Raw genomic sequence first — 25048 nt, forward strand, 5'->3', positions numbered from 1 at the left:
CGAACGACATGCTCGCCGTCCGGTTCGCATCGGACGATTGCGGGAGACGAGGAGGCGATGCCTATGCCGCAAGGCGATTGCGGAGGAGCCGGGGCTCGACAGCCGTGCTGCCGTCGGCGCGGCGGGGGCGGCGGCGCGCTGGTGGAGCCGGCTGCGCTGGCGGCGTTGCTGTACGCCGGGGGCTACGGCTACGACATGCGCCGCACCATCTTGGACATGACCGACGGCGAGGTCGACGTCGACGTGGGCGGCCTGTACCGGTCGCTTCGACGTTTGGAAGACGAAGGCGCCGTGGTGTCGCGCTGGTGCGAGGACGCCGCCGGCCCGCGCCGCAGGGAGTACGAGCTCACCGAGCAGGGTATGGAGTTGGCCGAGCAGTGGCTCGACGCGCTGCGGGCGCGCCGTCGGCTTGACGAGCTGCTGGTGAACCTGCTGGAAGGCGGGCTGGGCTCCGCCGGGCGCGGGAACGCGCGCGCGGAAGCCGACCGATAAGGGATAGGTTCGAGGCCGACGAGGCCTCGAAAGACGAGCGGGGCCGCTGAGCCCCGGCAGGAAAGGATCATCATGGGAGAAACGTTGAAACTCGCGGTGCCGACGATGGGCACCGCCGACCTGGCTTCGGAGCGCTCGGGCCACTTCGGCCACTGCGACTGCTTCACCGTCGTCGACATCGTGGACGGCGAGATCGCGGGAACGTCGGCCATCGCCAACCCGCCGCACGAAGAGGGCGGCTGCCTGCGCCCCGTGGGGCTGCTGGCCGACGCCGGCGTGGACGCCATCGTGGCCGCCGGCATGGGCATGCGTCCGCTCATGGGCTTCAACGATGCGGGCATCACGGTGTACTTCGAGAACCAGACGCCGAACGTGGGCGACGCGGCCCGGCTCGTGGCTGCCGGAAACGTGCCGATCATGGGTGCCGAGAACGCCTGCAACCATCATCACTGAGTATTCTTCGAACAGGGTCGCCTTCGAAGGGGCCTTCTGCGGAGCAGCATCCCGAAGCGCGGCGTCGTGCGCGTTTCGGGATGCTTTTTCATGCGTGGGGTCATTCGGCGTTTTCCTCGCAAGGCCGACGCGTCATGCTATGCTGCTCGTTAGCGTTCCGACAGCCTCTCGGTTTCGGGACCGGTCCCTGCCGGGAAGCGCCCTGACGCTTTCCCGACAGGAATCCTTTGCGGTTCGATCGGAAGGAAAGGCGCGTGAGGCAGGCGGAGAAACAGGGCGGAACGTACACGATCGCGGCGGGGTCGTCGCTTTGGGGGGCCTCGCGCCGCGTGCTGCCCGACGCCGTGGTGCCGATTGCCCCTGTTCCTGCAGGCTCGCCTGCCCCGACTTACGGCTGGGTGACCGGAGCCTGCGCTTCGCCGAGCAAAGGGGACCGCTACATCGTCGAATTCTCAGGCAAGCGGGACTTCCGCATTCTCGCCTACGTCGATCGCTTCGGCCGCGTGTTTTCCGTCGATCACCCCATCGTCTCGCCTCCCGCCCGCAAACCCGACCTTGATTTCGCGCGGTTCGCCGAACAAGAGGCGACGGGCGAGGAGCGCGGTTGCGTCGAGGTGCGATCGGGCGAAGGGGAAGGGCGCCAGGTGGCGCAATACACGCGACGGCGCGACCGTTACACGTTCTCGGACACGTGGTTCGATTTTGGGCCGTACGGGGCCGACTTGTCCTACGACGACGCCTTGGCGCGCGCCTACCTCGCTTTCGTGCATCGTCCCGCGTTGGGAGGGGCCGAGGTTCCGACGCGCGGCATCGGGTTCGTCCACGAGCATCTGAGGGGCGCGAAGCTGCTGCCCGGCCTGCGCGCCATCGTCGACGACGTGCGACGCGCCGAGGCCGACCCCGTGGTGAGGCCGCCCGCGCTCGCGTGGAATCTCGTCCGCTGGCTGGAGGATGCCGGCCTTGACGACCTGACCGCGCCGGCCGTGTCCGACGACGCGCTGCGCCTGGTGAAAACCGTGCGCTATGCCAACTTGTACTACGTTGCCCTGGAAGACGAGGAAGCCCCCGTGAGCCGGCACACCGTATGGGCGTTGGAGGCTGCGCTCAACCGCTTCTCGCTGGTGGAGGAGGCTTTCGGCGATCGGGCGCCCTTCGCGACGGATGCGGATTGCGCGCGCTGGGACGCCTATCTGATAGAAACGGCGGGAGCCCGGCCGCTCGCCGCCGAACGCGTCGCCGGCGCCCCCGTGGGCGCGGACGGGGGCGAATGGGAAGTGCGTTGCCGCATAAGCTCCGTGTTGGAGCGGTTGAGGCTGCCGGTGCGCGTCGAGTCGCGGTTGCAGGCGAATGTGGCGGAGGGCCTTGCCGCGTTCATGCTGACGGTGCCGGACGCCGCGCTCATGCCGTTGCGGCACTGGGTCGACGCGCCGTCGGGGTCGGGTTGGGTCGATGCGACCGAGGCGGAGCGCGACGCGCAGGCGCGCCGTTACGCCATGCACTTCGGCCTCGCGCTCGCCGCGGCGGCGTTCGAAGCGTCGCCCTCCGTCCAGCGCGTCGACGTGGCCGCCCGCCCCCTCGACGATTCGACGGTGGGAGAGGAGGCGGACGGTGCCGGCCAGGGCGGCGAATTCCCTTCCGACCACGAGGGGACGGCGTTCTACCAAGTGGCGTTTTCCCGTCAAGCCTACGAGGGGCAAGGGCGGTTCCTCAGCGCTTTGGAGGGCGACCCCTCCGCGTTGTTCGCGCTGTGCGGGGCGGTGTGGGATCTGCCGGCCGCCGATCCTTTCGCGCTCGTGGCGGCCCTGCCCTCGACCGTGCGCCGTCGAGAGCTGCCCGAAATGGCGGACGAGGCGCTCCCGGAGGCGGTGCGGCCCGTTCTGGGAGCCGACGACGCGCGCGAGCTGCGCATCGTGACCGAAGCGCGTCGCCGCCGCATCGGGGAGGGTCTGGCCGATCGCGTCGCCTGCTCTTCGAGCGCCACCGAGGCCATCCGCGCCGTGCGCGAGGAACAGGATGCGGCCGAAGCGCGAGGCGACGGCTTGACGGTCTCGGCGTGCACGCGGCTCATGGCGGCGCTGGCCGAGGGAGAGCTGGACACCGAGGACCAGAACGCCGTGGTGGTGCGCTTCCTGGGCGAGGACCGTTGCCTGGCCGCGCTCGGCCGCGCCCGCGCGCTCGCGCAGCGCGACCCCGAGGAGGCCGTTGCCGTGCTCATGGACGCCGTTGCCGAGACGGCCGCGCTCGACGGGTACGTGGACGGCGTCGCGACGGTGTACCGTTCGTTCGACTCGTATGCGGCGCGCGTGCTGTACGGCCGCGCCCTGCGCGACGCTCGGCTCGGTCGGGCCGACGCGGTGCCAACCGACGCGGACGCGCCCGTTTTGCCGGCCGTGCCCACCCTCGCGGCGCGGGCGGCCGCCGACGCGGAGAAGCGGGTCGAGCTCGCGCCCGACTCGTTCTACCTCTGCCACCTGGAGATAGTCACGTTGCTGGAGCGTTCGTTCGAACGCGTGGACGACGCGTTGCGCTACGGCCAACGCGCCATAGAGCTGGCGCCCTCCACGGCCGGCGGCTACCGGCAGCTCGGGCGCGCCTACATGCTGGTGGGCGATATGGACAACGCCGCCGCCGTGCTCGACGCCTGCCTGCGCGTGGCCGTCCAGCCGGCCGACGTGGCCGTGGCCTACTACCAGCTGGCCTACGCGCTGTGGAAGGCGGGCAGGCCCCGCGCGGGCGCGGCATGCTACCTCAAGTCCGTCATGACCTCGCCCGTGGTGGCGCTGCAGGCCATGGCCGAGCTGAAGGAGCTCGCCGACGAGCACGGCATCGGGCCCATCGAACGCGAAGCCGTGGACGACGAGCTGCGTGGGGCCGGCATCGTGGTGGCGCCCGTCGACGAGGTTTTCGAAGCGTTGGACGCGGGCGCGGCCGCCGCCGTCGACGCCGGGCTGTTCCCGGTCGCGCGCAACCTGCTGTCGCTGCGCCTGCACTACCGCCCCGACGACGCCCTGGTCAACGTATTGAAGTCGCTGGAAGACTAGGGGCTCCGGCGGCCTGCTGTTCCGCGGGAGTCACTTGACCCTGCAGCCTGCCACCGCCTCCGTCAGGAAGCGGTGGGCGTCGGGAATATCTCTTGCAGTTTCCTTCCGTCGCGCAGGAGGCCGACGAAGGACTGCTCGTCTTCGGTGAGGTGCCCCTTGGTGTGCGTGAGGATGCTGAGCGGGCGCGTGAACGAGCAGTCCTTCACGCGCAAGGTGACCAGTTGGTTGAGCAGGCACTCCTCCTGCACGGTCAAGGCGGAGATGATGGCTATGCCCATGCCGCACTTGACCGCCTGCTTGATGGCCTGCGTGCTGCCCAGTTCCAGCCGGATGCTCAGGTCCAGGTAGTTGAAGCTGTTCCGCGCGAAGGCCAGCTCCATGACCTTGCGCGTCCCCGATCCCTGCTCGCGGGTGATCAGCCTCTCGGTGGTGAGCTCTTCGAAGCTGATGGTGCCGCGCTCGCTCCAGGGATGGTCGACGGGAACCACCACGACCAGCTCGTCGTGCCAAAACGTCTCGACGGTGAAGTTGGGATCGTTGGGCACGGGGCCTTCGATGAGGGCCACGTTCAACCGGCGGTCCATGACCTCTTGGGCCAGCACCTCGGTGTCGGCGATCCGGGCATCTATGTCGGAGTCGGTCTCGCTTCTGCAGTACTCCCGCACCAGGTAGGGCAAAAGGTACTCGCCGATGGTGAACGTGGCCCCTATATGGATGCCGCCGTGATGGCAGGTCGAGGCGTAGGAGACGGCCTCGCGAGCCTCCATCATCAGTTGAATGATCTCCTCCACGTAGCGGTAGAGGATCTTCCCGTTCTCGGTGAGCGTCACGCCGCGGTTCGTTCGGTCCAAGAGCTGAACCCCGTAGTCTCGCTCGAGGTTCTGGATCTGGATGCTCACGCTGGGCTGACTCATGTGCAGACGCTGAGAAGTCCTGGTGATGTTGCCCGTCGAGGCAACGTCTTTGAATACCAGAAATTCCTCTAGTGAACTCATGCCGACCCCCTCTGACATCCAGGCCGATACAGGTCTCCCCTTGACGATGTGCTTCAATTCCCCAAGTAAATTATAAGTACTGAGGTAGGAATGCCACCATAAGAATACATGAGGGCGATATAGGATATCTTGATCCCAGTTTGCACCGCGTTCTGCGCTGGTCGCCCACCCCTGACGTCGGCAGTGCAAAGCAGGATCGTCCGCTCGAGGATTTGCAGGTAAAACAGCGAAAACGCAAGATGGGGGTACCCGGACCCGAAACCCCCTGCAACCATGATACACCAAGACATAGCCTCTTTTTATGCCGCGATTGCAAATCAGAATTTTACACCCCGATGACGGTGCTTTAGTTTTAAAGAAGCGCCGGAGCGGTAACGCTGAGGGGGTGTTGTTCCGGAGCAAGGACGTAAGGAGGCTTTTCCGTGTCTGCTGAAACGCTCGTGTCCGTGTTCATCATCATCGCCATGTTCGGTTTCTTCGCGTTGTCTTTGAGGAAAGCTTGGAAATTCGCGCACATGCAGATCCACGCGCGCCTCGACCTCTATCCCGTGCCCAAGGAAGGGGCGGGAAGGGCCGCCTACGGCGGCTCGTACATGGAGGAGCCCGAGTGGTGGACCAAGCCGCGCAAGATCGACAGGGTCAGCGAGACCGTCGACATCATGAAGGAAATGCTCTTCATCAAGAAGCTGTTCGTGCACCAGCGCACGCTTTGGTGGGCGTCGTACTCCATGCACCTGGGCATCTACGTCATGCTGGGCTGGTCGGTGCTGCTGCTGATCAGCGTTGCCTGGCACCCGGCCTGGTACGTTGCGGCGGTTTTCGCCATCGGCGTCGTCGGGTTCGTGCTGGCCACGGTCGGCTGCCTGCTGCTGCTCGTGCGCCGCGTGTCCGACCGCGTGCTGGCGAAGTACACGACGCCGCTCGAGTACTTCAACATCGTGCTGCTGCTCGTCGTGCTGCTCACCGGAGCGTACTCGTGGCTGTTCGTCGCGTCGCCCTTCACCGTGGCCGCGCAGGTGTTCACGCTCAGCGCCGCGAACCTGCCCGTTATCGTGCTCGTGCACTTCGTGCTGCTGGGCATCATGTTCCTGTACATCCCGCTTTCCAAGATGAGCCACTACGTGGGCAAGTTCTTCTGCTTTCACAAGGTGCTGTGGGACAACGATCCCAACCTGAAGGGCAGTGCGGTGGAGCGCCGGTTCGAGGATGCGGCGGAACAGCCGGTGACGTCGCCCTGGTCGGCCACGAAGCCGCAGAGCCCATCGTCTGAAACGTCGAAAGGATAGGCCTCATGGCTATCGAAAACAAGATGGTGAGGACCACCGACATCTCGCGGAAAAAGGACCTCCTGAGCACGTTGGACGACCTGGCGCCCCTGCCCGCGCCTTACGACAAGAACGGGCTCGAGCCCGCGTTCAAGGAGCCGAAGCCCGAGTGGGCCGAGACGAACTGCTGCTCGCTCGACGGCTTCTGCGCCATCGACACCATGAAGCGCCCCGCCACCAAGGAAGAGGAAGACGAGCTGAAGGCCAAGTTCCTCAAAGGCCTTGAGAAGCTGTTCCTCGACGCCAACAACAAGTACCTCCAGCCCCTGAGCCTGACGATGGAGTACTGCGCGAAGTGCAACACGTGCTCGGAGGCGTGCCACGTGTTCCAGGCGACGGACGGCGACGAGATATACCGCCCCATCTTCCGCGTGGACATCCTGCGCAAGCTGTACAAGAAGTACTTCACGCCGTCCGGCAAGCTGCTGGGCTCCTTCACCGGTGCGGACATCGACCTGGACTGGGAGACCATCGCGCGCCTAGGCGAGCTCTCCTACCGCTGCAACCTGTGCCGCCGCTGCGCGCAGGTGTGCCCCATGGGGCTCGACAACGGCATGATGGCTCGCGAGATCCGCAAGATATTCAGCATGGAGATGGGCTTGGCGCCCACGCCCGTGCACACGAAGGGCACGCAGCTGCAGCTCAAGGTGGGCTCGACCACGGGCCTGACGAAGCCCGCCTTCATCGACGCGCTTGAGTTCATCGAAGAGGACATCGAGGAGCGCACCGGGCGCAAGATCAAGTTCCCTCTGGACAAGAAGGGCGCCGACGTGCTGCTCGTGCACAACGCGGGCGAGTTCTTGGCCTGGCCCGAGAACCCCGCGGCCTTCGCCATCCTGCTGGACGAGGCCGGCGTCGACTGGACGCTCAGCACCGACATGATGGGCTTCGACAGCGTGAACTACGGCATCTGGTACGACGACGTGCAGGCCAAGAACGTGGCCATGGCGCAGTTCGAGGTGGCCAAGAAGCTGGGCGCGAAGCGCATCGTCATCGGCGAGTGCGGGCATGCCCACAAGGCGGCCGTCGTGGGCGCCGACCGCATGGCCGACAGCGACCAGCGCGGCGTGCCCGTGGAGAGCTTCCTGCCCATGATGGCCGAGTTCGTGAAAACCGGGCGGCTGAAGTTCGACCCGTCGAAGAACGACTTCCCCGTGACGCTGCACGACCCGTGCAACATGGTGCGGCAGATGGGCATCGTGAAGCCCCAGCGCGACATCCTGCACAAGATAGCGCCGCAGTTCCGCGAGATGACGCCCCACGGGGTGGACAACTACTGCTGCGGCGGCGGCAGCGGGTTCGCCATCATGAACTCGTACAACTTCGGCGACTTCCGCAACAAGGTGAGCGCGCGCATAAAGTTCGCGCAGATCCTGAACGCGTTCGAAGACGAGATAGAGAACCCCGACATTGTGAAGTACGTCTGCGCGCCGTGCTCCAACTGCAAGGGCACGATACGCGACCTCCTTCAGACGTACAAGGCCACTGCGCGCTACAACGTGCAGTACGGCGGCATCGTCGAGCTCATGGTCAACGGCTTGGCGAGCATGGACCGGCCCTACTTCGAGTTCCTGGAAGCGGAGTAGGCGCTTGCCCGGGGCCGTGCGATGCATGCGGCCCCGGGGTTGACCGGGTTTTGCGCGCGCCTGTTGTGGGGACGGGCCGCAGGGGGGGGATGAGACGGGAGCGGGATTATGCATACCATCGTCGTGGGGCTGAGCATCAAACGGGCTCCCATCGAGATTCTGGAACAGCTGAGCGTGCACCATTCGCAGAACGCCCTGTGCGTGCAGGACGTGAAGGCCGCTGCGGGCCTCTCCGGCGCCGTGGTGCTGAGCACCTGCAACCGCCTGGAGTTCTACGGCGTGTGCGAGAACGCCGACGAGGGCGTCGCGCGGGTGCGCGACTTCATCCTGGGCCAGGACAAGGTGTCCGACGCGGCCCAGGCCCGGCGGTTCGGGGATTTGCTGTACGCCCATACGGACGGCCGTGCCGTGCGGCACCTGTTCGAGGTCGTGTGCGGCCTGGACTCGCTCATCGTGGGCGAGACGGAGGTGGCGGGGCAGGTTTCCCGCGCCTACCGGGCATCCTGCAAGGCGGGGGCCAACGACAAGATGATCAACGTGTGGTTCCAGCGCGCGCTGTCGCTGGGCAAGAAGGTGCGCTCCGAAACGCGCATCAGCCGCTACTCCACCTCCATCGGGCGCATCGCCGTCGAACTGGCCGTGCGCGAGCTGGGCGGCATCGCCGACAAGCGGGTGCTCATCCTGGGCGCGGGCGAGATGAGCGAGCTGACCATGAAGTACCTCGTGGCGCAGGACGTGTCGGTGGCCATGGTGTCGAACCGCTCGCTCGAAAAGGCGCAGCGGCTGGCCGGCCAGTACGGCTTCGGCGCCTGCTCGCTCGACGAGATGGACGCTTGCTTGGAGCAGGCCGACGTGGTGTTCTCGGCGACGGCCGCGAAGGGCTGCCTGGTCGACCGGGCGCGCCTGGCCGCCGTCATGGCGCGGCGCCCCGCCCGCCCGCTCTTGTGCATCGACATGGGGCTGCCGCGCGACATCGACCCGGAAGTGCGCAGCATCCCGAACGTGAGCTGCTACGACATCAACGAGCTGCGCGACGTGGCCAACCGCCATCAGAACGAGCGTTTGCGCGCGGCCAAGAACGCCGCGCAGCTCATCGACGAGGCGGCGGCGGACTTCGAGCGCTGGCAGCGATCGCTGGAGTACATCCCCACGATCGACGCGCTGTACCGCCAGGCCGAGCAGATCAAGGCCGAGAAGCTGGAGCGGGCCATGAGCAAGCTCTCGGGCCTCACGCCCAGCCAGAAGAACGTCGTGCAGTGCCTGGCCACGTCCATCACCCACCAGCTCATGCACGAGCCCGTGGCGTCGCTGAACGCCATGGCGGGTTCGGAGAAGAGCCGTGCGTACGCCGCCATGCTGGAGGAGCTGTTCCACCTGCAGCCCGAGGGGGAGCCCGCTCGCGCGGAAGCGGGAGCCGAAGGGAAGCGGACGGGAGGCGCGGAATGAAACGCCTGGTCATAGGTACGAGAAAAAGCGAACTGGCGCTGTGGCAGTCCGAGTGGGTGCGCGCGCGCCTTATCGAGGCCCATCCCGGCTTGGAGGTGGAGCTGGCCGAGACGGACACGGCGGGCGACCGCGACCTCGCGACTCCGCTGCCGCTCGTGGACGGCAAGGGCGTGTTCACGGCCGAGATCGAGAACGGGCTGCGCGACGGGAGCATCGATTTGGCGGTGCACAGCCTGAAGGACCTGCCCACCGTGCTGCCGGACGGTTTCGAGATAGGGGCGTACTGCATGCGGCACGACCCGCGCGACGCGTTTCTGGGAAAGGACGGCCTCACGTTGGCCGACCTGCCCGAGGGCGCGCGCATCGGCACGTCGAGCCTGCGCCGGGCCGCCCAGGTGCACCGCGTGCGCCCCGACGTGGAATGCGCGAACATTCGCGGCAACCTGGCCACCCGCTGGCGCAAGCTGCAGGAGGACGAGGGCATGGCCGGCATCATCCTGGCCGTGGCCGGGGTGGCGCGTCTGGGCTGGCGCGACCGGATCACCGAGTACCTGGCGCCCGACACGGTCATGCCGGCCGCAGGCCAGGGCGTCATCGCGGTGGAGGTGGCCTCGGGCCGCGACGACGTCGCCGCGCTCGTGCAGGCTGTCAACCACGCGGAGTCCGAGCGCGCGGCGCGCGCCGAGCGCAGCTTCCTGGCCGCGCTCGAAGGCGGCTGCCAGACGCCCATCGGGGCGCTGGCCGTGTGCACCGGCGACGTGGTCAGGCTCGCGGGCATGGTGTGCAGCCTGGACGGCAGCCGCATGGTGCGCGTGGAGCGGACGGGCGCGGATCCCGAGAGCGTGGGCCGCGACGCCGCCGAAGACGCCTTCGCGCAGGGCGCGGCGGACATCCTGCCCGCAAACGCCGACCGAGCGGGGGTGTGACATGCCGCATTCGAACGGAGAGCTGCAGGTCTACCTCGTGGGCGCCGGACCCGGCGACCCCGGGCTGCTCACGCTCAAGGGCCGCACGGCCATCGAACGCGCCGACGTGCTGGTGTACGACCGTTTGGTGTCGCCGCGCCTGCTCGACTACGCTCGGCCGGAGTGCGAGCTCGTGTACGTGGGCAAGACCCCCGACCACCACACGCTGCCCCAGCACGAGATCAACGCGCTGCTGGTGGAGAAGGCCCTTGCGGGCAACGCGGTCGTGCGCTTGAAGGGCGGCGACCCGTTCGTGTTCGGCCGCGGTGGCGAAGAGGCCGAGGCGCTGCGCGAGCACGGCATCTCCTACGACGTCGTGCCCGGCGTGACGTCGGCCGTGGCCGCTCCCGCCTACGCGGGCATACCGGTGACGCACCGCGACGCGGCCTCGTCCTTCACGGTCATCACGGGCCACGAGCACGCCGACAAGGGCGAGTCGTTCATCCCTTGGGAACACGTGGCCCGTCTGAAGGGCACGCTCGTGTTCCTCATGGGCATGGACAACCTGCCGCGCATCGCCGCCAACCTCGTTGAACACGGCATGGACCCCGCCACCCCCGCGGCCGTCGTGCGCTACGGCACCTGGCCGATGCAGCGCACGGTGTGCGCCACGCTGGAGAGCATCGAGGAGCGCGTGCGCGCCGAGGGCATCGAGAACCCGGCCGTCATCGTGGTGGGGCAGGTCGCCGCCCTGCGCGAGCGCCTGGCGTGGGTCGAGCGCAAGCCGCTGTTCGGCAAGACCGTCGTGGTCACGCGCGCCCGCCACCAGGCGTCGGCCCTCTCGGCCGCGCTCGAGGAGCGAGGAGCGCAGGTGCTGGAGTTCCCGGCCATCGAAACGGTTCCCCCGACCGATCCGCGCCCGTTGGGCGAGGCGGTGGCCGGCATCGAGGCGTACCAGTGGGTCGTGTTCACGAGCGCGAACGGCGTGGACGCCTTCTTCGCCGAGGCCGCATCCCTTCGTCTCGACGCGCGCTGCCTGGCGCGCGCCGAGGTGGCGGCCATCGGCTCGGGAACCCAGGCCGCGCTCGCCCGCCACGGCATCGCGCAGGTGCACGTGGCGCGGGAGTTCTGCGCCGAAGGCCTTGTGGAGCTTCTGGCCGACAAGGTGGGTTCGCGCGACCGCGTGCTCATCGCGCGCGCCGAGGACGCCCGCGACGTGCTGCCCCGCGAGCTCGCGAAGCTCGGCGCGACGGTGAACGACGTGGCGGCTTACCGCACGCGCGCGGTGGCCCAGGGCGCGGATGCGCTCGTGGACGCCCTGCGCGCGGGCGACGTGGACGCCGTCACGTTCACCAGCTCGTCCACAGTGACGAACCTGCTGTCCTGCCTGGGCGATCCCGCGCTGCTCGAAGGGGTGGACCTGTACTCCATCGGCCCTGTGACCACGGGCACGCTGCGCGCGGCCGGGTTGGAGCCCCGGGCCCAGGCGTCCGAATACACCATCGCGGGCCTCGTGGCCGCTCTGGTCGACACGCAAGGAGGAGAACCTCGATGAAGATGCGCAAGCGCCCCCGCCGCCTGCGGGAAACCGCCGGTTTGCGGGCCATGGTCCGCGAGAACCACGTGCGCGTGGACGATTTGATCTACCCGCTGTTCGTGTGCAGCGGCACGGAGAAGCAGGAGCCCGTGCCCTCCATGCCGGGCGTGTTCCATTATTCCCTCGACCGTTTAGGGACGGTGCTCGACGAGGTGGCGGGCAAGGGCATTCCCGCCATCCTCCTGTTCGGGCTGCCCGCTGGCAAGGACGCCCGCGGCATGCAGGCCTATGCCGACGACGGCATCGTGCAGCAGGCCGCGGCCCTTGCCAAGAAGCGGCACCCCGAGCTCACGGTTATCACCGACGTGTGCCTGTGCGAGTACACCGACCACGGCCATTGCGGCGTGGTGGAGGGCGAGCGCGTGCTCAACGACGAGACGGTGGAGCTGCTGGCCGCCACGGCGGTGTCCCACGCCCGGGCCGGAGCCGACATCGTGGCCCCGTCCGACATGATGGACGGCCGCGTGGGCGCTATCCGCGACGCGCTCGACGAGAACGGCTTCACACACGTGGCCGTCATGTCCTACGCGGCGAAGTTCGCCTCGGCCTTCTACGGGCCATTCCGCGAGGCGGCCGACTCGGCGCCGCAGTTCGGCGACCGCAAGACCTACCAGATGGACCCGGCGAACGGCGACGAGGCCCTGCGCGAGGTCATGCTCGACGTGGAGGAGGGCGCCGACCTCGTCATCGTGAAGCCCGCGATGGCCTACGGCGACGTGCTGTACCGCACGAAGCGGGCCTGCGGCCTGCCCGTGGCCGCGTACTGCGTGAGCGGCGAGTACGCCATGGTCAAGGCCGCCGCCGCGCAGGGGTGGATCGACGAGCGCCGCGTGGTCATGGAGGCGCTGCTGGGCTGCAAACGCGCCGGCGCCGACCTGCTCATCACGTACCACGCCCTCGCCGTTGCCGACTGGCTGCGCGACTAGAACCGACCGACCGCCGGCGCGACCCGCCGGCTTGGGGAAACAGGAGGTGTACCGAGCATGCTCGATACGACGAGAAGCGAGGAAGCGTACCGGCTCGCCTGTCAGGTGATTCCGGGCGGGGTGGACTCGCCCGTGCGCGCGGCGCGCGCGGTGGGCCGCAACCCGGTGTTCCTGGCGCGCGGCGAGGGCTCGCACGTCTGGGACGTCGACGGGAACGACTACGTCGACTACGTGGGATCGTGGGGCCCGCTCATCTGCGGGCACGCGCACCCCGATGTGGTGGAGGCCCTGTGCCGCGCCGCCCGGCTGGGCTCGACGTTCGGCGCCCCCACCGAGGCTGAGACGTCCCTGGCCGAGAAGATCCGTCGGGCCTACGACGCCGTGGAGATGGTGCGGTTCGTGAACTCGGGCACCGAAGCCACCATGAGCGCGCTGCGCCTGGCGCGCGGCGCCACCGGACGCGACTACATCGTGAAGTTCGAGGGCTGCTACCACGGCCATTCCGACGGTTTGCTGGTGAAGGCCGGCAGCGGCGCGCTCACCAACGGGCGGCCCAGCTCGAGCGGCGTGCCCGCGTCCGTGGCGGAGAAGACGCTCGTGGCGCAGTACAACGACAGCGCCAGCGTGGCCGCGCTGTTCGAGGAGCACCGCGAGCGCATCGCCGCCGTCATCGTGGAGCCGGTCGCGGGCAACATGGGCGTGGTCCCGCCGGACCCCGGCTTCCTTCTGGACTTGCGCGCCCTCACGCTCGAGCAGGGGAGCGTGCTCATCTTCGACGAGGTCATGACGGGCTTCCGCGTCGACTACAGCGGCGCCTCGCGCTATTACGGCGTGCTGCCGGACCTCGTGTGCCTGGGGAAGGTCATCGGCGGCGGTTTGCCGCTCGCGGCCTTCGGCGGACGTGCCGACCTCATGGAGGGGCTGGCCCCGCAGGGGCCGGTGTACCAGGCGGGGACCCTTTCGGGCAACCCGCTGGCGGTGGCCGGCGGCCTGGCGACGCTCAAGCTGCTGCAGGAGCCCGGCACCTACGAGCGCCTGTTCGAAACCACCGCCGCTCTGACGGAGGGGTTGCAGGACATCGCGCGCCGTGTCGGCGTGCCCCTCTGCGTCAACCGGGTGGGGGCCATGTTCTCGGCCTTCTTCACGGACGAGCCGGTGACGGACTACCGAAGCGCCTGCAACGCGGACGCCGAGAAGTTCGCCCGATACTACCGGGCCATGCTCGAGGCCGGGGTGTACCTGGCTCCGAGCCAGTTCGAGGCGACGTTCGTCTCGACGGCCCACAGCGAGCAGGATATCGCGTTCACGCTGGAGCAAGCCGAGCGCGCCATGCGCGCCCTGTAGGCACGTGCGTGCGGTTCCATAGCGAGTTCAAGACGGGAAGGGGGTGATTGGTATGTATATGGTTTCTCTTGACGAGGAGGCGTGCACGGGGTGCAACTCATGCGCCGACGGCTGTCCCGCGGGTATTTTGAGTTTCGACGGGGAGAAAGCCTCCATAAAAGGCGACCCGTGCGACTGCATGGGCTGCGAGGCCTGCGTGACGGTGTGCCCGTCTGGTGCTATCACCGTGATGGAACTGTAGCGCCAACCAACCCCCCGGAAAACAGGAGGATATTATGGCAGAAAAGAGAGAAACCCCCCAGCTCGACGAGCTGGAGAAGGGTCCTTGGCCAAGCTTCGTGACCCAGATCAAGCGCGCGGGCGAGAAAAACGCCATGGCCGACGACCTGCTGGGGCTGCTCGAGAAGTCCTACGAGGACAAGGTGGGCCACTGGAAGCACGGCGGCATCGTGGGCGTGAAGGGCTACGGCGGCGGCGTCATCGGACGCTACACCGACATGCCCGAGGAGTTCCCGAACATCGGAGAGTTCCACACGGTGCGCGTGGCCCAGCCGAGCGGCTGGTTCTACACCACCGACATGCTGCGCGAGATCTGCGACGTGTGGGAAGAGCGCGGCAGCGGCCTCACGAACATGCACGGCTCCACCGGCGACATCATCTTGCTGGGCACGCACACCGATCAGCTGCAGCCCATTTTCGACGACATCAGCGACAGGGGCTTCGATTTGGGCGGCTCCGGCTCCGACCTGCGCTCGCCCAGCTGCTGCGTGGGCCCCGGCCGCTGCGAGCACGCCTGCTACGACACGCTGGACATGTGCTACGACCTGACGAACGAGTACCAGGACGAGATCCATCGCCCCATGTGGCCGTACAAGTTCAAGTTCAAGATGTCGGGCTGCGCGAACGACTGCGTGGCGGCCCAGGCACGCGCCGACTGCTCCATCATCGGCACGTGGCGCGACTCCATCATCATCGACCAAGACGAGGTGAAGAAGTACGCCGAGGCCGGCCTGGACATCCAAATGGACGTGTGCCACCGTTGCCCGACGCACTGCCTGACCTACGACAAGGACACCCAGGAGCTCACGGTGAACGCCGAGGAGTGCTCGCGTTGCATGCACTGCGTCAACGTCATGGGCAAGGCCATCAAGCAGGGCAAGGAGAAGGGCGCCACCATCATGATCGGCGCGAAGTCGACCATCGTGAAGTCGGCGTTCATGTCGTGGGTCATCGTTCCCTTCATGAAGATGGAGCCGCCCTACACCGAGTTCAAGGAGATGATGGACCGCATCTGGGATTGGTGGGACGAGAACGGCAAGACGCGCGAGCGCATCGGCGAGCTCATCTACCGCCTGGGCATGGGCGAGTTCCTGCGTGCGACGGGCATCCCCGCCGTTCCCCAGATGGTGTACCGTCCGCGCGCCAACCCCTACGTGTTCTGGCAGAAGGACGAGATAGAGGAATAGCGCGCCGCACCATCGCGCTCGGCCGCGCATCGGCCCGCAGCGTCTCGGGCCCCGTGCCCGCCCCGCGCCCGCCGCGATGCGCGTGAACCATATTGTTCCCGTTGAAAGATGAGGTGAGTTTACATGCCCAAGATCGACAATGGACCTCCGGACTACCGCAAGAACCTGCCGCCCATAATCGAGCAGAACTACGGCAAGTGGGACTACCACGAGTCGCCCCGACCCGGCGTTCTGAAGCACGTGGGGCCGGCCGGCGCGTTGTACAGCGTCCGCTGCGCCTCTCCCCGCCTGGTGTGCGTCGACTTCATTCGCGACGTGTGCGCGTTGGCCGACAAGTACTGCGACGGCTACCTGCGCTTCACCAGCCGCAACAACATCGAGTTCCTCGTGTCCGACGAGCAGAACGTCGACCCGCTCATCGAGGAGTGCGAGGCTCAGGGCATGCCCGTGGGCGGCACCGGCGCGTCCATCAGCAACGTCGTGCACACGCAGGGCTGGGTGCACTGCCACACGCCCGCGACCGACGCGTCCGGCATCACCAAGGCGGTCATGGACGACCTGTTCGAGTACTTCAAGCGCGACGACCTGCCCAACAAGCTGCGCATCGCCATGGCCTGCTGCCTGAACATGTGCGGCGCCGCCCACGTGAGCGACATCGCGCTCGTCGGCATCCACCGCACCGTGCCGCGCATGGACCACGACGCCATCCGCAAGGGCACCGAGATCCCCAGCCTCGTGGCAAGCTGCCCCACGGCGGCCATCCGCCCCGACCCCAAGAACAAGAGCGTGACCATCGTGGAGGAGCGCTGCATGTACTGCGGCAACTGCTACACCATGTCGCCCGGCATGCACATCATGGACGCCAAGAACGACGGCGTGGCCATTCTCGTGGGCGGCAAGGTCTCCAACGCCCGCACGGCCCCCAGCTTCTCGCGCATGGTCATCCCGTTCTTGCCGAACAACCCGCCGCGTTGGCCCGAGGTGACCGACGCCGTGCGCCACATCGTCGACCTCTGGATCGAGAACGCCCGCAGGGGAGAGCGTTTGGGCGAGTGGATCGAGCGCATCGGCTGGGAGCGCTTCTTCAGCATGTCGGGAATCCCGTTCACCGACAAGCACATCGACGACTACATCTTCTCGCGCGAGACGTTCAGAACGTCGGCTGCCTTCAAGTACTAGCGTTTAGGCTCTCAATCCGCGTCGGCAGGATTGGTGGAACCTGTCGGCGTGGATTGATCAGCGATAACTGATGACGTCACTTATCGCTGGTCGAGTATCTGAGGGACGGGCAGCGATGCCGCTGCCCGAACAGAGAAAAGGGGAAAACATATGTCAACTAACAACACCAAGACCAACGGAGGCGGACTCAAAAGCCTCTACCTGAAGGAAGACTGGTGGGCCGTATGGATCGGCCTCGGCATCGTTGTCGTCGCCCTGGTCCTGTGGGCTGCCGGGCAGTCCGACATTTTGGGCGTGCTCAACGTGAAGTTCGCGGGCTACAGCGACTTCTCGGGCCTGCTGCCGTGCGTGACCGGAATCTTCCCGAACGCGATCATCCTGTACGTCGTGCTGGCCATCATCTTTTCGATCGTCATGGGCATCATGGGCAAGAACGTCCCCAAGTTCCTCGGGGGCTTCACGCTTCTGTACGTGATGGCCATCTTGGTTCAGATCCTCTCCGCCTGGAGCCTTGCCAAGACGCTCAGCCTCGAAGCTCCGGTCATGGCCCTGATCGTGGGCATCATCATCGGCAACTTCGTCAAGATCCCGGATTGGTTCGAAGCCGGCATGCGCACCGAGTTCTACGTGAAGACCGGCATCGTCCTCATGGGCGCCACGCTTCCCTTCACGCTGATTCTCCAGTCCGGCCCGGTTGCCCTCATGCAGGCCACGGTTATCGCCGTGTCCACCTTCCTGGTGATCTACTTCTGCGCCACGCGCCTGTTCAAGCTTGAGAAGCCGTTCGCGGCGACCCTGGCCACCGGCGGTTCCATCTGCGGCGTTTCCGCCTCCATCGCCATCGGCAGCGCCGTCAACGCCAAGAAGGAGCATGTGTCCGTTTCGATCTCCATGGTCGTCATCTGGGCTACGGTTATGGTGTTCCTGCTTCCCGTCATCTGCCGTGCCCTGGGCCTGTCCGACGGCGCCTCCGGCGCTTGGATCGGCACGTCCGAGTTCGCGGATGCCGCCGGCATGGCCGCAGCCGCCCAGTTCGGCGATGGCGCCATCACCACGTTCACCCTCATGAAGGTCGTCGGCCGCGATATCTTCGTCGGCGTGTGGGCCTTCATTCTGGCCATCATCTCCGTCACCATGTGGGAAAAGGGCGAAAGCGCCGACGGAACCCGTCAGAAGCCGTCCGCCGGCGTTATCTGGGAGCGTTTCCCGAAGTTCGTCGTGGGCTTCTTCATCGCTTCCATCCTCATCACCGTCGTGACGCTGTCGGTGGCTCCCGATATCGCGGCCACCATGGACAAGCAGGTTCTCAGCCCGATCAAGGGCCTGCGCGGCTGGGCGTTCATCCTGTGCTTCCTCTGCATCGGCCTGACCACGCGCTTCAAGGCCCTTGCCGCCACCGGCTGGAAGCCCTTCGCGGCCTTCACCTGCGGCGTGGTTGTTAACGTGGCGCTCGGGTTCCTGTTCTCCACGATGATCCTGAACAACTACTGGACGACCGTCGGACTTGGGTAAACCATGGAAGAACCAACCGTAGTCAAGCATACCTGCATCCAAAGCGCCTGTTTCTTCCTTCCGTTTTTCGAAGCGGGCGAATGGCGTCGGAGGGCGAAATCGCCTTGGAAGACCGTCAAGAAGATCGAGACGACCCCGGATGCGATTCGCGAGCTCGCGGTGTACACGCACCGATGCATGTCGCATAGCGCGGCCGTCATGGAGTTCCTTCTGAGCATTCATGACGATTGGGAGATCACCGTCAAGAAAGACGGTGTGTGGATGGAAACGGAAACGATGATTTACGAGGACATCCTTCCCAAGCTCGAAGAAGCGGGCATCAGCGAGAACGACTACGCGCTCTACAGCGAGTACACGCGCAAATGGGGAATGATCTAAACCCCACAGGTTCATGTTGGGAAACGCAGGCGGTCTCATGCAAACGAGGCTGCCTGCGGTTTTTCAAGGCGGAGGGAGGGCCGCCAAGAGCAGCATCGTCAAAGCGGCCCTGCGCGCCTTCGCCGAAGCGGGGACGCGCAGGGCCGCGGTGTCACGAGGTTTGTTGGGAGAGGAAGCAAGATGAGAGCTTACGAGCGTATTGGGGAGATCTTGGGCGACGTGGCCGACGAGGAGTCGCGCGCGTGGGTGCGCCGGAACTATACGATCAGGGTGCGCGTGGCCGGAGTCGCCGCCTTCGCGTTCTTCATTATGATCATGGGGATGTCGGGCACCCCGTGGTTCGCTATCAGCACCCTTGTCCTTTTGCCGCTCACGATCGTCGCGGTGTTTTTCGGGGTGTTCATGCGCGGCTCGGTGAACAGGAGCCTCACGCGTCTGATCGACCAGGACTGCGATCCGCTTCTGTGCGGTCGTCGGACGCTCGCTCTTCTCGAGAAGGACAAGAAGAACGCGGATCCGCGCAGCGGGCTGTTCAGCTACGCCTACGCCCTGCGGTGGCAGGGGAAGTGGAGCGAGGCGGCCAAGCTCGTGCGCGACTTGGAGGACGATCCCGACCCTCAAAGCGCGTTCATCTACCACAACCTGATGGCGTACTGCGCGTTCGACAAGCGCGATCTCAAGGGCCTTACGGCCGAGGTCAAGGCTTTGAAGGAGCTTTCCGGCGAGGGATTGCCGAAGGACGCGCCCGCGCACATAGCCGAGCACGTTGCCCTGCGCGACATGCTGGCCAAGGAGATCAACGGAAAGGCGTCCAAGGCGGCGGCCGACTATATCGAGGTTGCCGACGGCGCCAAAGCCCTTCCCGCGCATCGCGTGCTGTTCTCGCTGAAGGCGGCGGACTGCCTGGCCGATCCCGCCGAGCGGCGTGCGCGCCTCGTCTACGCGGCGGAGAACGGCAATTCCACCTGGTGCGCCGCGGAAGCGAAGAAGCGGCTCGAAAAGGAAGACCGGAAGAAGCTCGCGGGCGCATCGACGGGTGCGACCCTCCCCTTGCCATCCTGAGCATGCAACAGTCCGCTGGACTGTCGAATGCTCAGGATGGCATCGGAACGTGCATGCGGCTGCACAAAGCCTTTTCCACAGGAGGGAGGAGCTGATTTGGAAGAGATCACGAAAAGCGGCGTCCGGGCGCTCGTCGAGGCGGGCGACGAACGGGCCCTCTTGGCGCTGTTCGACAAGGACCCGAGCAGAGTGAGGCGCTTTTTGACGCGGCTCACCCGTGCTGCCGACGACCCCTGCCATGCCCGCGCCATCGGAAGCTTCCAAACGCTCTCGCAAGAGCGGTCGGAGCGCATGCCCGAGTTCTTCTTAGAGATCGTGCGCCGCTGCCTGTGGGAGATGAACGAGGAGGGAGGCAACGTGGCCTGGTCGGCGCCGGAGGTCGCCGGCGCGGTGATCGCGGGCTCGCCGGCACGATACGGGCGCTTCTTCTCGTACCTGTTCTACGCGGCCGTCGACGAGCCCACGTTCCAGCCCTCTTTGCTCGCGGCGTTCGAGCGGGTGTCTGCCGCGGACCCCTCGTTGACGCGGGGCTTCGAGGAGCAGGTGCGGGTCCTGCGCGAGGCGCTTTAGGAGCGTGCCGCGCTTCGGCTCAGCTCGTCCAAGATGCCGTCGAGCAGCTCGTCCGCGGCGTGCAGCTTGCCGACGTCGATGAGGCGCTGCACGCAGCCGTCCGTGGCGCGCTGCCAGAACCGGTAGCGGTCGGCCTCGTCGGGCAGCGCCGCTATGACGCGCGGCCGCCAGGCGCACAGCAGGTCGAGGTAGGCTTCGAAGCTGGCGGGAATGCGCTCCTCCAGGTCGTTGCGCAGCCGACGCGCGGTCAGAGGGCTCGCTCCCTCCGTCGACACGGCTATGGACAGCCTGCCGCGGCGCAGCACCGAGGGAAGGAAGAACGTGCAGAGCTCCGGTCGGTCGGCCACGTTGATCATCAGGTGCCGGCCCGATGCGTCGCGATACGCCTGCGCGTTCACGGACTCGTCGTCGGTGGCCACGAACACGATGTCGGCGCCGTGGAGGTCGGCCGCGTCGTAGGCCTTGGGGCGCCAGGTGCAGCGTCCGCCGTCCACCAGCTCGCGCAGGGCGGCCGTGAGCGCGGGCGCGACGATGGTGACGGCCACGTCGTAGGGCAGCAGCCCTTCGACCTTCCTGGTGGCTACGGCGCCGCCGCCCACCACGAGCACCGACTGGCCTTCGAGAACGAGTGAAACGGGATACGTTCGAGGCATCGCAACCCCCTGCTCTGCGTTGTTGGACGGGAAGCTACCGTGTGCGCCCATTGTACCATCGGGCGGGTCCCGCGGGCGCGCGGATGCGATGCCGCATGTGTCAAAAAGCACATCCCATCAGGCATTATTCTCCGTCATCGGCTTTCGTAATGCTTTGATGAAAACCTTTTATTTTACAGGTTGAAACAAGGGTGATTTACTGGTAGTCACGTGCAATGGGCAACCGGTCCATCCGGAGGAGGCCCTTACGTTCACGCACCATCGAGGAAGAGGCAATTATGCAAAAAGGTGCCGCAGATCCTGCCATCAAGCAAAAAGTTCTCGATTACCTTGACACGGTTGAGAAGGCGAAGAGCAAGGAGATAGCCAAGGCCATCTCCGAGGACAAGTCCGCCGTCGACCTGGCCGTCAAGGAGCTCTCCTTCGAAGACAAGGTGGAGTACCTCTACATCACCACCACGTTCATCGCCCTCAAAGGCAAGGTCGCACCGCCCGAATAAACCGCTCGCCATGCGGGGAGCATGCTATCGGACGCAAGCGAAGCAGGGGGAGATGAATGCCGATGAACGCGATCTATGGGGAAATAGAGGCCAGACGAGGCTCGATCCTCAAAGCATGGAGGGCGGGCCTTGACGGCGCGTCCGGGGAGGCGCGCCCTTCGTCCACGACGAAAGCCAACCCCTTCACCGCCTCGGTGACCTATCTGGTGAACGAGGGCACGAGCGACGTCGTCACGTGGCTCGTCGATCAGAGGGGCTCCGAGGAGATTCCCGAAAGCCTGATGGACCTTTGCCGCTTGAAAGCCGTGCAAGAGGCGAGCCCGTCGCTTGCGTTCGGCTTCATCTTCGACTTGAAGCGGGCCATCCGCTCGGCCCTGACCGCTTCCGTCAAGGAGCGGGAGGGCGCCGAACTCGGGCAGGTGGACGACCGCATCGACGAGCTGGCACTGCTCGCCTTCGATCGCTATTCGGAGTTCAGAGAGAAGATATACCTGATCAGGGTGGCCGAGATGCAGCGAGGCGAAGGCCTTGCGCAGCGGAGGCAAACGGGAAACCGCGTCGCGCGCGAAAGAGAAGCCGTATGAAGATAGCGATTCCCCTGGCGCTCACGGCGCTGCTCGCCGCGCTGGCGTGGGCGGGCACGGAGTATTTGGGCCTGCAGGTCCTCTTCGGCATCGTCGTTCCCTACGTTGCCGTCGCCTGTTTCGTCATCGGCTTCGTCTTCCGCTTGGTCAATTGGGGAAGGTCGGCCGTGCCGTTCCGCATCCCCACCACCTGCGGGCAGCAGAAGTCGCTGCCGTGGATCAAGCAGAACAAGATCGAGAACCCGTCGTCGTTCGCGGGCGTCGTGGGGCGGATGCTCCTCGAGGTGCTGGTGTTCCGTTCGCTGTTCCGCAACACGAAAACCGAGAAGCGCGGCGACAAGCTGGGCGTGGGCTCGGCCAAGTGGCTCTGGCTGGGCGCCCTGGTGTTCCATTGGTCGTTTTTGCTCATCATCGTGCGGCACCTGCGCTTCTTTCTGGATCCCGTGCCCGCGTTCCTCGCGGGTATCGACGGCGCGGACGCCTTTTTGCAGGTGGGCCTGCCCCTGCTCTACATCACCGACCTCACCATCGTGGCGGCGCTCACGTTCCTGTTCATCCGCCGCGTGGTGGTTCCGCGCGTGCGCTATCTCTCCCTGCCCAACGACTTCTTCCCCCTGTTCCTGATTATCGGCGTGGTGCTGGCCGGCGTGGCCATGCGCTACGTGTTCAGGATCGACCTGGTGGGCGTGAAGGAGATGACCATGGGGCTGGTGACGCTGCACCCGGCCATCGTCGACGGCGTCGGGGCGATCTTCTACGTCCACCTGTTCTTGGCCAGTGCGCTCATCGCGTACTTCCCGTTCAGCAAGCTCATGCACGCCGGCGGGATCGTGCTGTCGCCCACGCGCAACGCGGCCAACGATTCCCGTATGGTGCGCCACGTCAACCCGTGGAATCCCGACGTGAAGGTGCACACGTACGCCGAGTACGAGGACGAGTACAAAGACAAGATGGCGAAGGCCGGCTTGCCGCTGGATGCGGAGTGAGGGACATGGCTAACCAAGTGATACCAGAAAACGAGCTGCTCGACTTCACCTACGACCTTCCCAAGACCGACTGGATGCACACGCCGGTCGAGTTCAAGCCGGGCATGTACTGCCACGGGGCGAAGGAGAAGACCGTCGAGGCGGTGGGCATGCCGAACGGGCACGCGTGGTCGCCCGCCGACGAGGACTGGCACCTGCCCGAGGGCTGGAAGGAAACCGTCCTCAACGGCATGCAGAGCCTCATGGGGAAGTACCGCTCGTTCAAGCTGTTCATGGACGTGTGCGTGCGCTGCGGCGCCTGCGCCGACAAGTGCCACTTCTACATGGCGTCGGGCGATCCCAAGAACATGCCGGTGGTGAGGGCCGAGCTTTTGCGCTCGGTGTACCGCCGCTATTTCACGCTGTCGGGCAAGATGTTCGGCGAGCTGGTGGGCGCCCGCGACCTCACCGAGGACGTCATCAAGGAATGGTACTACTACTTCTTCCAGTGCACCGAATGCCGGCGCTGCTCGGTGTTCTGCCCCTACGGCATCGACCAGGCCGAGATCACCATGATGGGCCGCGAATTGCTGAACCTGCTGGGCCTGAACACCGAATGGATAGCCGGGCCGGTGGCCAACTGCTACAACAAGGGCAACCACGTGGGCCTCGAGCCGCAGACCATCATGAGCAACGTCGAGTTCATGATGGAGGATCTGGAGGAGATAACCGGCAAGACCTACCGGCCCTCGTTCAACCGCAAGGGCGCGGAGATCCTGTTCGTGGTGCCCTCGGGCGATCTGTACGCCGAGCCGGGCACCCACACGTTCATGGGCTACATCATGCTGCTCGAGGAGCTGGGGCTGGACTACACGCTGAGCACCTACGCGTCCGAGGGCGGCAACTTCGGCTTCTTCACGGCCAACGACATGGCCAAGCGCCTGAACGCCAAGATGTACGCCGAGGCCAAGCGCTTGGGCGTGAAGTGGATGCTGGGCGGCGAGTGCGGGCACATGTGGCGCTTGGTGAACCAGTACATGGACACTTGGAACGGGCCGGCCGACTTTTTGGAGGTTCCCGTCTCGCCCGTCACGGGCACGCGGTTCGAAAACGCCTCGGCCACGAAGATGGTGCATATCACCGAGTTCACGGCCGATCTGCTGTACCACGACAAGATCAAGGTCGACCCGAGCCGCAACGACCATTTGGTGGTGACGTACCACGATTCCTGCAACACCGCCCGCGCCATGGGCCTTCTGGAGGAGCCGCGCTACATCATCAACAAGGTGTGCAACAACTTCCACGAGATGGCCGAGGAGACCATCCGCGAGAAAACGCTGTGCTGCGGCAGCGGGGCCGGTTTGAACGCCGGCGAGAACATGGAGCTGCGCATGCGGGGAGGTTTCCCCCGCGCGCAAGCGGTGCGCCAGGTGCGCGACGCGTACGGGGTGAACACGCTGGCGAACATCTGCGCCATCGACCGCGCCGCCTTCCCGGCCCTCATGGACTACTGGGTTCCCGGCACGCGGGTCACCGGGGTGCACGAGCTGGTGGGCAACGCGCTCGTGCTCGAGGGGGAGGGCGAGCGAACGCTCGACCTGCGCCTGCAGGAGCTGCCGCGCAAGCCCAAGCCCGCAAGCGCGGACGCTGCGAGCGGGGAAGGGGCCGACCATGTACAAGGGTAAGCGCATCGTCGCCTTCGCCGTGGTGTTCTGCGCGGTGGTGCTCATGCCGTTCTGGGCGAACGCCTTCGGCGCGTCGGCTTCGTCGGGCCCCGAGGTGAGCACCGACACGCCCGCCATCAACCAGATGGACGAAAAGCAGTGCGTGGCGGAGACGGAGTACATGAAGGGCTCCCACATGCAGCTGCTCGACCAGTGGCGCACCGACGTGGTGCGCAACGGCTCGCGCGAGTACACGAGCGATTCTGGCCAGGTGTACGAGAAGAGCCTCGACGGCACCTGCCTCGGCTGCCATTCGAACAAAGAAGAGTTCTGCGACGCCTGCCACGACTACGCGGGGGTCGACCTGTACTGCTGGGATTGCCACGACGGCTCCGCGTCGTGAAC

24 protein-coding genes are annotated in these 25048 nt (G+C 66.1%); 22 read left to right on the forward strand and 2 right to left on the reverse strand.

Going from position 1 to position 25048, the window contains the following annotated elements:
• Window positions 1-63 precede the first annotated feature (63 nt).
• The 3 genes from C1878_RS10665 (at window position 64) to C1878_RS10675 (ending at window position 3986) form a co-directional block, all read left to right on the forward strand.
• The gene (locus C1878_RS10665; protein WP_114601612.1) at window positions 64-492 is read left to right on the forward strand and encodes a PadR family transcriptional regulator; all 429 of its coding nucleotides are present in this window, start codon (window positions 64-66) and stop codon (window positions 490-492) included.
• A gap of 72 nt (window positions 493-564) precedes the next feature.
• Window positions 565-945: a NifB/NifX family molybdenum-iron cluster-binding protein gene (locus C1878_RS10670; RefSeq protein ID WP_114601613.1), complete on the forward strand. Its 381-nt coding sequence runs from the start codon at window positions 565-567 to the stop codon at window positions 943-945.
• A gap of 254 nt (window positions 946-1199) precedes the next feature.
• Window positions 1200-3986: a tetratricopeptide repeat protein gene (locus C1878_RS10675; RefSeq protein WP_114601614.1), complete on the forward strand. Its 2787-nt coding sequence runs from the start codon at window positions 1200-1202 to the stop codon at window positions 3984-3986.
• A gap of 62 nt (window positions 3987-4048) precedes the next feature.
• Here the strand turns inward: C1878_RS10675 and C1878_RS10680 are convergent, their stop codons facing one another.
• Window positions 4049-4981, reverse strand: coding sequence for a LysR family transcriptional regulator (locus C1878_RS10680; RefSeq protein WP_114601615.1), 933 nt, complete (start codon window positions 4979-4981; stop codon window positions 4049-4051).
• A gap of 422 nt (window positions 4982-5403) precedes the next feature.
• On the opposite strand from C1878_RS10680, the gene C1878_RS10690 reads away from it, so the two are divergent.
• The 14 genes from C1878_RS10690 to C1878_RS10755 all read left to right on the forward strand — a co-directional run bounded on the left by C1878_RS10690 (window position 5404) and on the right by C1878_RS10755 (window position 20277).
• The gene (locus tag C1878_RS10690) at window positions 5404-6267 is read left to right on the forward strand and encodes a respiratory nitrate reductase subunit gamma (RefSeq protein WP_114601617.1); all 864 of its coding nucleotides are present in this window, start codon (window positions 5404-5406) and stop codon (window positions 6265-6267) included.
• A gap of 5 nt (window positions 6268-6272) precedes the next feature.
• The gene (locus C1878_RS10695; protein WP_114601618.1) at window positions 6273-7892 is read left to right on the forward strand and encodes a (Fe-S)-binding protein; all 1620 of its coding nucleotides are present in this window, start codon (window positions 6273-6275) and stop codon (window positions 7890-7892) included.
• Window positions 7893-8000: 108 nt separating this feature from the next.
• Entirely contained in the window at window positions 8001-9338 is a 1338-nt protein-coding gene (gene hemA / locus C1878_RS10700) for a glutamyl-tRNA reductase (protein ID WP_114601619.1), read from the forward strand.
• On the forward strand, window positions 9335-10264 hold the full coding sequence (gene hemC, locus C1878_RS10705; RefSeq protein WP_114601620.1) for a hydroxymethylbilane synthase: 930 nt from the start codon (window positions 9335-9337) through the stop codon (window positions 10262-10264). Before hemA ends, hemC begins: the two co-directional genes overlap by 4 nt.
• 1 nt (window position 10265) lies before the next feature.
• The gene (cobA, locus tag C1878_RS10710) at window positions 10266-11798 is read left to right on the forward strand and encodes a uroporphyrinogen-III C-methyltransferase (protein WP_114601621.1); all 1533 of its coding nucleotides are present in this window, start codon (window positions 10266-10268) and stop codon (window positions 11796-11798) included.
• Entirely contained in the window at window positions 11795-12766 is a 972-nt protein-coding gene (hemB, locus tag C1878_RS10715) for a porphobilinogen synthase (RefSeq protein ID WP_114601622.1), read from the forward strand. Before cobA ends, hemB begins: the two co-directional genes overlap by 4 nt.
• A gap of 57 nt (window positions 12767-12823) precedes the next feature.
• Window positions 12824-14110, forward strand: a complete 1287-nt coding sequence (hemL, locus tag C1878_RS10720; RefSeq protein ID WP_114601623.1) for a glutamate-1-semialdehyde 2,1-aminomutase — start codon at window positions 12824-12826, stop codon at window positions 14108-14110.
• Window positions 14111-14162: 52 nt separating this feature from the next.
• Window positions 14163-14351 (forward strand): 4Fe-4S binding protein, encoded by a 189-nt coding sequence (locus C1878_RS10725; RefSeq protein WP_114601624.1) that lies wholly within the window; start codon window positions 14163-14165, stop codon window positions 14349-14351.
• A gap of 34 nt (window positions 14352-14385) precedes the next feature.
• Window positions 14386-15576, forward strand: coding sequence for a dissimilatory-type sulfite reductase subunit alpha (gene dsrA / locus C1878_RS10730; RefSeq protein ID WP_114601625.1), 1191 nt, complete (start codon window positions 14386-14388; stop codon window positions 15574-15576).
• Window positions 15577-15699: 123 nt separating this feature from the next.
• The gene (dsrB, locus tag C1878_RS10735) at window positions 15700-16755 is read left to right on the forward strand and encodes a dissimilatory-type sulfite reductase subunit beta (RefSeq protein WP_114601626.1); all 1056 of its coding nucleotides are present in this window, start codon (window positions 15700-15702) and stop codon (window positions 16753-16755) included.
• Window positions 16756-16905: 150 nt separating this feature from the next.
• Window positions 16906-18267, forward strand: a complete 1362-nt coding sequence (locus tag C1878_RS10740; protein WP_114601627.1) for a YeiH family protein — start codon at window positions 16906-16908, stop codon at window positions 18265-18267.
• 3 nt (window positions 18268-18270) lie between these two features.
• Window positions 18271-18645 (forward strand): hypothetical protein, encoded by a 375-nt coding sequence (locus C1878_RS10745; protein WP_114601628.1) that lies wholly within the window; start codon window positions 18271-18273, stop codon window positions 18643-18645.
• Between the two features lie 180 nt (window positions 18646-18825).
• On the forward strand, window positions 18826-19707 hold the full coding sequence (locus C1878_RS10750) for a hypothetical protein (protein WP_114601629.1): 882 nt from the start codon (window positions 18826-18828) through the stop codon (window positions 19705-19707).
• A 96-nt stretch (window positions 19708-19803) separates the two neighbouring features.
• Window positions 19804-20277: a hypothetical protein gene (locus C1878_RS10755; RefSeq protein ID WP_114601630.1), complete on the forward strand. Its 474-nt coding sequence runs from the start codon at window positions 19804-19806 to the stop codon at window positions 20275-20277.
• On the opposite strand, the gene C1878_RS10760 is transcribed toward C1878_RS10755, so the two are convergent.
• Window positions 20274-20930 carry a bifunctional precorrin-2 dehydrogenase/sirohydrochlorin ferrochelatase gene (locus tag C1878_RS10760; RefSeq protein WP_158539789.1) on the reverse strand — a complete coding sequence of 219 codons (657 nt, stop codon included), beginning with the start codon at window positions 20928-20930 and terminating at the stop codon, window positions 20274-20276. The two genes, C1878_RS10755 and C1878_RS10760, sit on opposite strands and share 4 nt — an antisense overlap.
• 278 nt (window positions 20931-21208) lie before the next feature.
• Between C1878_RS10760 and C1878_RS10765 the strand changes: the two genes are divergently transcribed.
• The 5 genes from C1878_RS10765 to dsrJ all read left to right on the forward strand — a co-directional run bounded on the left by C1878_RS10765 (window position 21209) and on the right by dsrJ (window position 25046).
• A complete protein-coding gene (locus C1878_RS10765) occupies window positions 21209-21430 on the forward strand; it encodes a hypothetical protein (protein ID WP_114601632.1) in 222 nt (73 codons plus the stop codon).
• Window positions 21431-21492: 62 nt separating this feature from the next.
• Complete coding sequence (locus C1878_RS10770) at window positions 21493-22014, forward strand: RsbRD N-terminal domain-containing protein (RefSeq protein WP_158539790.1); 522 nt, start codon at window positions 21493-21495, stop codon at window positions 22012-22014.
• On the forward strand, window positions 22011-23000 hold the full coding sequence (gene dsrM / locus C1878_RS10775) for a sulfate reduction electron transfer complex DsrMKJOP subunit DsrM (protein WP_114601634.1): 990 nt from the start codon (window positions 22011-22013) through the stop codon (window positions 22998-23000). The genes C1878_RS10770 and dsrM overlap by 4 nt, the downstream gene beginning before the upstream one ends.
• A gap of 5 nt (window positions 23001-23005) precedes the next feature.
• Window positions 23006-24664, forward strand: coding sequence for a sulfate reduction electron transfer complex DsrMKJOP subunit DsrK (gene dsrK, locus C1878_RS10780; RefSeq protein WP_114601635.1), 1659 nt, complete (start codon window positions 23006-23008; stop codon window positions 24662-24664).
• Window positions 24651-25046 (forward strand): sulfate reduction electron transfer complex DsrMKJOP subunit DsrJ, encoded by a 396-nt coding sequence (dsrJ, locus tag C1878_RS10785; protein WP_114601636.1) that lies wholly within the window; start codon window positions 24651-24653, stop codon window positions 25044-25046. The genes dsrK and dsrJ overlap by 14 nt, the downstream gene beginning before the upstream one ends.
• The last annotated feature ends 2 nt before the right edge of the window (window positions 25047-25048 follow it).

This window comes from Gordonibacter sp. 28C, assembly GCF_003339845.1.
Taxonomy (GTDB): domain Bacteria; phylum Actinomycetota; class Coriobacteriia; order Coriobacteriales; family Eggerthellaceae; genus Gordonibacter.

Coding starts and splice junctions, on each gene's coding strand:
- C1878_RS10665 (WP_114601612.1), top strand. CDS start 64: ATGCCGCAAGGCGATTGCGGAGGAGCCGGGGCTCGACAGCCGTGCTGC.
- C1878_RS10670 (WP_114601613.1), top strand. CDS start 565: ATGGGAGAAACGTTGAAACTCGCGGTGCCGACGATGGGCACCGCCGAC.
- C1878_RS10680 (WP_114601615.1), bottom strand. CDS start 4,981: ATGAGTTCACTAGAGGAATTTCTGGTATTCAAAGACGTTGCCTCGACG.
- C1878_RS10695 (WP_114601618.1), top strand. CDS start 6,273: ATGGCTATCGAAAACAAGATGGTGAGGACCACCGACATCTCGCGGAAA.
- hemA (WP_114601619.1), top strand. CDS start 8,001: ATGCATACCATCGTCGTGGGGCTGAGCATCAAACGGGCTCCCATCGAG.
- hemC (WP_114601620.1), top strand. CDS start 9,335: ATGAAACGCCTGGTCATAGGTACGAGAAAAAGCGAACTGGCGCTGTGG.
- cobA (WP_114601621.1), top strand. CDS start 10,266: ATGCCGCATTCGAACGGAGAGCTGCAGGTCTACCTCGTGGGCGCCGGA.
- hemB (WP_114601622.1), top strand. CDS start 11,795: ATGAAGATGCGCAAGCGCCCCCGCCGCCTGCGGGAAACCGCCGGTTTG.
- hemL (WP_114601623.1), top strand. CDS start 12,824: ATGCTCGATACGACGAGAAGCGAGGAAGCGTACCGGCTCGCCTGTCAG.
- C1878_RS10725 (WP_114601624.1), top strand. CDS start 14,163: ATGTATATGGTTTCTCTTGACGAGGAGGCGTGCACGGGGTGCAACTCA.
- dsrA (WP_114601625.1), top strand. CDS start 14,386: ATGGCAGAAAAGAGAGAAACCCCCCAGCTCGACGAGCTGGAGAAGGGT.
- dsrB (WP_114601626.1), top strand. CDS start 15,700: ATGCCCAAGATCGACAATGGACCTCCGGACTACCGCAAGAACCTGCCG.
- C1878_RS10740 (WP_114601627.1), top strand. CDS start 16,906: ATGTCAACTAACAACACCAAGACCAACGGAGGCGGACTCAAAAGCCTC.
- C1878_RS10745 (WP_114601628.1), top strand. CDS start 18,271: ATGGAAGAACCAACCGTAGTCAAGCATACCTGCATCCAAAGCGCCTGT.
- C1878_RS10750 (WP_114601629.1), top strand. CDS start 18,826: ATGAGAGCTTACGAGCGTATTGGGGAGATCTTGGGCGACGTGGCCGAC.
- C1878_RS10760 (WP_158539789.1), bottom strand. CDS start 20,930: ATGCCTCGAACGTATCCCGTTTCACTCGTTCTCGAAGGCCAGTCGGTG.
- C1878_RS10765 (WP_114601632.1), top strand. CDS start 21,209: ATGCAAAAAGGTGCCGCAGATCCTGCCATCAAGCAAAAAGTTCTCGAT.
- C1878_RS10770 (WP_158539790.1), top strand. CDS start 21,493: ATGAACGCGATCTATGGGGAAATAGAGGCCAGACGAGGCTCGATCCTC.
- dsrM (WP_114601634.1), top strand. CDS start 22,011: ATGAAGATAGCGATTCCCCTGGCGCTCACGGCGCTGCTCGCCGCGCTG.
- dsrK (WP_114601635.1), top strand. CDS start 23,006: ATGGCTAACCAAGTGATACCAGAAAACGAGCTGCTCGACTTCACCTAC.
- dsrJ (WP_114601636.1), top strand. CDS start 24,651: ATGTACAAGGGTAAGCGCATCGTCGCCTTCGCCGTGGTGTTCTGCGCG.